Source organism: Arthrobacter sp. Dra40 (assembly GCF_059091905.1).
On sequence record NZ_JBNHHB010000250.1, the window covers coordinates 1 to 6,559 of the forward strand.

4 protein-coding genes are annotated in these 6,559 nt (G+C 66.2%); all 4 read left to right on the forward strand.

Annotation, left to right across the window (positions count from 1 at the left end; all coding sequences use genetic code 11):
- Positions 1 to 670: 670 nt before the first annotated feature.
- A complete protein-coding gene (gene ileS / locus AC5RWT_RS32905; protein ID WP_494083877.1) occupies positions 671 to 3,952 on the forward strand; it encodes an isoleucine--tRNA ligase in 3,282 nt (1,093 codons plus the stop codon).
- 12 nt (positions 3,953 to 3,964) lie between these two features.
- Entirely contained in the window at positions 3,965 to 5,317 is a 1,353-nt protein-coding gene (locus AC5RWT_RS32910) for a bifunctional folylpolyglutamate synthase/dihydrofolate synthase (protein ID WP_494083878.1), read from the forward strand.
- Between the two features lie 8 nt (positions 5,318 to 5,325).
- Complete coding sequence (locus tag AC5RWT_RS32915) at positions 5,326 to 5,787, forward strand: DUF4233 domain-containing protein (RefSeq protein WP_494083879.1); 462 nt, start codon at positions 5,326 to 5,328, stop codon at positions 5,785 to 5,787.
- 305 nt (positions 5,788 to 6,092) lie between these two features.
- Positions 6,093 to 6,509, forward strand: coding sequence for a nucleoside-diphosphate kinase (ndk, locus tag AC5RWT_RS32920; RefSeq protein WP_494083880.1), 417 nt, complete (start codon positions 6,093 to 6,095; stop codon positions 6,507 to 6,509).
- Positions 6,510 to 6,559 lie beyond the last annotated feature (50 nt).

Below are 6,559 nucleotides of genomic sequence, written 5' to 3' on the forward strand. Positions count from 1 at the left end.
CACGGGAACGGACAAGCGGTCGAGGATGAGAGCGGACAAGAAGCCGCCACAAACGGACAAGCAGCCGGTCAAGAGAACCAACACGAACAGGGCCCCCGGACGACACCCCGCCACCCTTCTGATTGCGGCAGAGCAGCACCTGACGATGCGGTCAGAAGTTAGGGCCGGACAATGGGACCCCTGGTATGCGGCAGGAAGCGGGGCTGTGGGACGGCTCCTCAAGAGCATCGCTTTTTGGTGAGCGGCATGAAGCGGGGCTGTGGGACGGCTCCTCAAGAGCACCGCTTTTTGGCGCAAAGACCGGTCAGGCCATCCGTGGGCCCGAACGAAACGGCCCGGGAAGGAATGGCGTGTTTCGACAGTTGCGTTGGTGTGGCCGTAAACTTGAGTCACAAGCGCTGACCCGGCTATCACCGGTGAGCTTCCGGAAGAACAGTCCAGACCAACCTCTGGACCCAGTAGAACCGGACGGGTAAGCCCGTCACAGCAGCGAACGAGTGGCTGTCCCAGTGTGCCGTTTCCGGCGCACCAGGCCAGCAAGTGAGGTGGTACCGCGGGTTCCGCCCCGGCAGCACGATTCGGCTTTTAGGCCGGACCGGATGCGCTGGAGCAGGACACGTCCTCGCAGACGTACCCACACTTGCCGAGCTGTCTTTTCAGGATGACGAACATGCCACAGATCTATCCCAAGGCCTCCACCGCCGGCGCTGCCGCTGCCGAGAGCTCGCCCAAGTTCCCCGAGATCGAGGAGCTGGTGCTCAAATACTGGGAGCAGGACGGCACTTTCCAAGCCTCAGTCGATGCCCGCGATGCCGGCAGCGACGGCTCCAATGAGTTCGTCTTTTACGATGGCCCGCCCTTCGCCAACGGGCTGCCGCACTACGGCCACCTGCTGACCGGCTACGTGAAGGACCTCGTGGCGCGCTACCAGACGCAGCGCGGCCACAAGGTGGAGCGCCGCTTCGGCTGGGACACGCACGGGCTGCCGGCCGAGCTGGAGGCCATGAAGCAGCTGGGAATGACGGACAAGAAGCAGATCCTGTCCATGGGCATCGACAAGTTCAACGATGCCTGCCGCACGTCCGTGATGAAGTACGCCGATGAATGGCAGAACTACGTCACCCGCCAGGCCCGCTGGGTGGATTTCGAGAACGACTACAAAACGCTCAACGTCGACTACATGGAGTCGGTCATCTGGGCCTTCAAGCAGCTGCACGAGAAGGGCCTGACCTACCAGGGCTTCCGCGTGCTGCCGTACTGCTGGCGGGACGAGACTCCGCTGTCCAACCACGAACTGCGGATGGACGACGACGTTTACAAGATGCGCCAGGACCAGACGGTCACGGTCACGTTCCCGATCCGGGCGGACGGCTCGGAGAACCCCTTGGCCGCGGAGCTGGCCGGCGTCAACGCCCTCGCCTGGACCACCACTCCCTGGACGCTGCCGACCAACGCAGCCCTCGCCGTCGGCCCCGGGATCAACTATGTGGTGCTGCCGGCCGGCCCCCACGGAACGCAGGCTGCGGGGGAGAGATTCCTGCTCGCGGAGGACCTGCTCGGCTCCTACGCCAAGGATCTGGGGTACGACGACGCAGCTGCCGCCGCCGGTGCGGTGACGGCCACCTACGCGGGCTCCCAGTTGGCAGGGCTGCGGTACGAGCCGCTCTGGGACTACTACACGGACGCCGAGAAATGGGGCACCGGGAACGGCTGGCAGATCGTCGTCGCCGATTACGTGACCACCACCGACGGTACCGGCCTGGTCCACCAGGCGCCCGCGTTCGGTGAAGACGACCAAAAGATCTGCGAAGACAACGGCATCCCGGTGATCGTGTCCGTGGACGAGGGAGCCAGGTTCCTGACCAACTTCGCCGAGGGTCCGCTGGCCGAGATCGCGGGGATGCAGGTCTTCGAGGCGAACAAGCCGATTACCCGCGTGCTGAAGGCCGACGGCCGGCTGGTCCGCCAGGCCAGCTTCGAGCACAGCTACCCGCATTGCTGGCGCTGCCGTACCCCGCTGATCTACCGCGCCATCTCGTCCTGGTACGTGGAGGTGACCAAGTTCAAGGACCGGATGGTCGAGCTGAACCAGCAGATCAACTGGATCCCGGAAAACGTCAAGGACGGCCAGTTCGGCAAGTGGCTGGAGAATGCCCGCGACTGGTCCATCAGCCGCAACCGCTTCTGGGGATCGCCCATTCCGGTATGGGAATCGGACAACCCGGAGTACCCGCGCCGCGAGGTGTACGGCTCGCTGGCCGAGCTTGAGGAAGCCTTCGGCACGCTGCCGCGCAACCATGACGGCGAGGTGGACCTGCACCGTCCGTACATCGATGACCTGATCCGTCCGAACCCGGACGACCCGACCGGGCAATCCATGATGCGCCGCGTGGAGGACGTGCTGGATGTCTGGTTCGACTCCGGTTCGATGCCCTACGCCCAGGTGCACTACCCGATGGAGAACAAGGACTGGTTCGACAGCCACAACCCGGCGGACTTCATCGTCGAGTACATCGGCCAGACCCGTGGCTGGTTCTACACCATGCACGTGCTCGCCACCGCGCTGTTCGACCGCCCGGCCTTCCGCAACGTGATCAGCCACGGCATCGTCCTGGGCTCCGACGGCCAGAAGATGTCCAAGAGCCTGCAAAACTACCCGGACGTGTCCGAGGTGCTGGACCGCGACGGCTCCGACGCCATGCGCTGGTTCCTGATGGCCTCGCCGATCCTGCGCGGCGGCAACCTGATCGTCACCGAGCAGGGCATCCGCGACGGCGTCCGCCAGGTGATGCTGCCGTTGTGGAATGTGTGGCACTTCTTCAAGCTCTACACCAACTCCGCAAACGGCGGTGCCGGCCATGAGGCCGTCTCCGTCCTGGGCGATACCGCCCGAATCAAGGGGATGGAATCGCTGGACCAGTTCGTCCTGGCCAACACCGGGGACCTGGTCCGGGATATGACGGCAGCGCTGGACGCCTACGACGTCTCCGGGGCCTGCGACGCGCTGCGCCAGTACCTGGACACGCTGACCAACTGGTACGTCCGCCGTTCCCGCCAGCGGTTCTTCGACGAGGACCGTGATGCGTTCGACGTGCTCTACACGGCGCTGGAAGCAGTGTGCCGCGTGGCTGCTCCGCTGCTGCCGCTGGTCACCGAGGAGATCTGGCGCGGGCTGACCGGCGGACGCTCGGTCCATCTGACCGACCTGCCCGACGCCGCCGCGTTCCCGCAACTGGCCGAACTGGTCGAGCTGATGGACACCACCCGGCAGATCTGCTCGTCCGGCTCGAGCCTGCGCAAGGCGGCGAACCTGCGCGTGCGGCTGCCGCTTGCCTCGCTGACCGTGGTGGTCCCGGGCGCGGAGCGGCTCTCCGGCCAGTACGCCGTGATGATCCAGGACGAGCTGAACATCAAGTCGGTCCGGCTGATCGACGCTGCGAACGCGGCGCCGGAAGAGTTCGGCATTTCGCAGAAGCTGGTGGTCAACGCGCGTGCGGCCGGCCCACGGCTGGGCAAGAACGTGCAGCAGGCCATCAAGGCCGCCAAGTCCGGTGATTGGTCGGTGGACGACGACGGCGCAGTCACCGCCGGGGGACTGCTGCTGGAACCTGCGGAGTACACCTTGGAAACCGTCGTGGCCGACGATGCGGCAGCCGGTACGGCCGTCACCATGCTGCCCGGCGGCGGGTTCCTGGTACTGGACACCACCGTGACAGCGGAGCTCGAGGCCGAAGGCGTGGCCCGCGACTACGTGCGCAGCATCCAGCAGGCACGCAAGGATGCCGGTCTGGTGGTCAGCGACCGCATCCGCACCACGGTGACGGCTGACCAATCCGTCCTGGATGCGCTGACCCTGCACCAGGAGCTGGTCTCGCAGGAAACCCTCACCGTGGACCTTGTCCTGGTGGCCGGAGACGGCGACGCCGTGTCCGTGGAAAAGACCGGATCCTAAGGGGCACCAAGCATGAGTGATGAATTCGGCGTCGAGAGCGTCTACGCGGAACTGCTGGGCCGGGCTCCGGAAAACAAAATGGAGCCGCGGATGGACCCGCTGTTCCGGGCGATGGACATCCTGGGCGAACCCAACAAGGCCTTCGCCAGCATCCACCTGACCGGAACCAACGGCAAGACCTCCACGGCCCGGATCATCGAGGCCGGGCTGCGGGCCCACGGACTGCGGACCGGCCGCTACACCAGCCCGCACCTGTCCAAGGTCACGGAACGGATCAGCATTGACGGGGCGCCCGTCGCGGACGAAACGTTCGTCCGGGTCTGGGACGAAATCCGGCCGTATCTGGAAATTGTGGACCAGGAGCTGAACGCCCAGGGCGAGCCGCGCCTGACCTACTTCGAGTGCGTGACCATCCTGGCCATCGCCATCTTCGCCGATGAACCGGTGGAAGTGGCCGTGATCGAGGTGGGCCTGGGCGGCATCACCGACGCCACGAACGTAGTGGACGGCGCGGTTTCGGTGATCACGCCGATCTCGCTGGACCACACGGACCTGCTGGGCGACACCACCGGGGACATCGCGCGGGAGAAGGCCGGCATCATCAAGAGCGGCGGGTTTTTGATCAGCGCAGCCCAGCCGCTGGACGCGGCCCAGGTGTTGTTGGAACAGGCGAGGGACCTCAACGTACCGTTCCGGTTCGAAGGCGTGGAATTCGGCGTCGAGTCCCGCACGGTGGCCGTCGGCGGCCAGCAGCTGACCATCAATGGACTGGCAGGCCGCTACCCGGACCTGCTGCTGCCGCTGCACGGCGCGCACCAGGCACAGAACGCCGCTGTCGCGGTGGCGGCGCTGGAGGCATTCCTGGGCGGCGGCGAGAAGGAACTCAACGTGGAAGTACTCCGCGAAGCCTTCCTGGAGGTGACCTCGCCCGGCCGGCTGGAAGTGGTCCGGACCGCCCCGACGATCATCGTCGACGCCGCCCACAATCCCGACGGGATGAAGGCCAGTGCGCAGGCAGTGCTCGAAGCGTTCAACTTCACCAAGCTGGTCCCGGTGGTTGGCGTTCTGCAGGAGAAGGACGCCGTCGGTTTGCTGGAACAGTTGCGTGAGCAGTTCCGGGACCTCACCGACGAAATCTGCGTCACCGAGTCCAACTCCCCGCGTGCCATTCCCGCTGAGCAGCTGGCCGAGGATGCCATGGCGGCCGGGTTCCCGGAGAACGCCGTCCACATTGCACCCCGGCTGGACGACGCCATCGAGTGGGCGGTGGGCCGGGCCGAAGCCAACAACGACCTCTCCGGCGGCGTGCTGATCACCGGGTCCATCACCCTGGTCGCCGACGCCCGCATTCTGCTAGGAAAGTAACAAGATCCATGGCCAAACTGACCAAAGCCCAGCGCGAATGGCGTCCGGACGCGCCCAAGAAACGGCGCTCGATCAAGACGATGTTCGCCTCCACGGTGCTCCTGCTGGAAGCCTTCGTTGCCTTCTTCGCCACCTTGGTGGTGTTCGGGCTCTACCGCAACGATGTGCCGCCGGCGCTGATCCTCGGGCTGGGGATCGGCTTGTGCGCTGTGCTGGTGCTCTGCTGCGCACTGCTGCGCCGCCCGACCGGCTACGCCATCGGCTGGGTGCTGCAGGTGCTGCTGATCGCCACCGGGTTCATCGAACCGGTGATGTTCGTCGTCGGCGTCCTCTTCGCGCTGTCCTGGTGGTATGCGGTGCGCACGGGCGGCCGGCTGGACCGCGAGAACGCGCAGCGCGATGCCGAGCAGGCCGAGTGGGAGCGCCAGCATGGCCAGGGCGCCGGTACGGCGGGCGACGGCGGAGCCTGAGTTGCGGCGCTGTGGACGACGGGGGACGACGGGCGGCGTCTGAGCTGCGCTGCGGCGAGGCGGACGACGGCGGCGCCTCAACTGCGGCGCTGTGAACGACGGCGGCGCCTGACCGCGCTGCTGACGGCGGCGCCTGAACTGCGGCGCTGTGAATGACGGCGGCGCCTGACCGCGCTGCTGACGGCGGCGCCTGGGCTGCGCTGCGGCACGGCGGGCGACGACGGCGCCCTGACCGGGCTGCGGTGGCGTCCCGTAGGATTGAACGGGGTTTTCAGACCTAATCGTGAAGCGAATGAGGAGAAATTGTGAGCGTTGAACGCACGCTGGTACTGGTCAAACCCGACGGGGTATCCCGGGGCCTCACCGGCAGCATCCTGGCCCGCATCGAGGCCAAGGGCTACACGCTGGTCGAACTGAAGCTGGTCAGCGCCACGCGCGAACTGCTGGAACAGCATTACGAAGAGCACGTCGGCAAGCCCTTCTATGAGCCGCTGGTCGAGTTCATGCTCTCGGGCCCGGTTGCTGCTGCCGTGTTCGAGGGGCACCGCGTGATCGAGGGTTTCCGGTCCCTGGCCGGCACCACCGATCCGACGACGGCCGCTCCGGGAACGATCCGCGGCGACTTCGGCCGCGACTGGGGCGTGAAGGTGCAGCAGAACCTGGTGCACGGCTCCGACTCGCCCGAGTCCGCCGAGCGCGAGATCGGTATCTGGTTCTCCTAAGCCCATTCAGAGCCCGTACATTTTACAGAGGCCGCGCCCCGGACGGGGGC

What these genes read in the sequence shown, in the direction of transcription:
- AC5RWT_RS32910 (WP_494083878.1), top strand. Translation starts at nt 3,965, where the DNA reads ATGAGTGATGAATTCGGCGTCGAGAGCGTCTACGCGGAACTGCTGGGC.
- ileS (WP_494083877.1), top strand. Translation starts at nt 671, where the DNA reads ATGCCACAGATCTATCCCAAGGCCTCCACCGCCGGCGCTGCCGCTGCC.
- AC5RWT_RS32915 (WP_494083879.1), top strand. Translation starts at nt 5,326, where the DNA reads ATGGCCAAACTGACCAAAGCCCAGCGCGAATGGCGTCCGGACGCGCCC.